General features: G+C 66.0%; 1 pseudogene. It reads left to right on the top strand.

Going from position 1 to position 923, the window contains the following annotated elements:
- Positions 1-137 precede the first annotated feature (137 nt).
- Positions 138-848, top strand: a pseudogene (locus NS184_RS17185) (ATP-binding cassette domain-containing protein); the annotation flags it as partial.
- Positions 849-923 lie beyond the last annotated feature (75 nt).

The raw sequence follows: 923 nt of genomic DNA, 5'->3' as shown, positions 1-923 counted from the left end.
AAGGTACCGTACGTCGGCCGACCAACCCTTGTAAGCCCCCGAACGGGGGCCTGCGCGTTCCGGCGGTGCCGCGCACCGCGCCCGGACGCGAGACGGCCGCGCGGTCGTCCGTCCGGGTAACTACACTTGACCGCGATATGGCTGAGTACATCTACCAGATGGTCCGCGCCCGCAAGTCGGTCGGCGACAAGCTGATCCTCGACGACGTCACGATGTCGTTCCTCCCCGGCGCGAAGATCGGCGTCGTGGGTCCGAACGGTGCGGGCAAGTCGACGATCCTGAAGATCATGGCGGGTCTCGACCAGCCGTCCAACGGCGAGGCGAAGCTGACCCCTGGGTTCACCGTCGGGATCCTCATGCAGGAGCCCGAGCTCGACGAGGACAAGACCGTCCTCGAGAACGTCCAGCAGGGCGTCGGCGAGATCCACTCCAAGGTCGTCCGCTTCAACGAGATCTCCGCACTCATGGCGGAGCCCGACGCGGACTTCGACGCGCTCCTCGCCGAGATGGGCACGCTGCAGGAGGAGATCGACGCCGCCGACGCGTGGGACCTCGACTCGCAGCTCGAGCAGGCGATGGCCGCGCTCCAGTGCCCCCCGGGGGACGAGATGGTCACCCACCTGTCCGGCGGTGAGAAGCGTCGCGTCGCCCTCTGCAAGCTCCTGCTGCAGAAGCCCGACCTGCTGCTCCTCGACGAGCCGACCAACCACCTCGACGCCGAGTCCGTGCTGTGGCTCGAGCAGCACCTGCAGCAGTACCACGGTGCCGTCCTCGCGGTCACCCACGACCGGTACTTCCTGGACCACGTCGCGCAGTGGATCGCCGAGGTCACACGCGGCCGTCTGTACCTGTCTTTTATCCACATTTGCCGCTGCCAACGAATAGAGAGGTGTAGCTCTGGGTGGCTGAGTGATACATAAAAA

Origin of the sequence: Curtobacterium luteum (assembly GCF_001475545.1) — a bacterium.
GTDB lineage: Bacteria > Actinomycetota > Actinomycetes > Actinomycetales > Microbacteriaceae > Curtobacterium > Curtobacterium luteum_A.
This window is presented reverse-complemented; position numbering and strand designations above follow the sequence as displayed.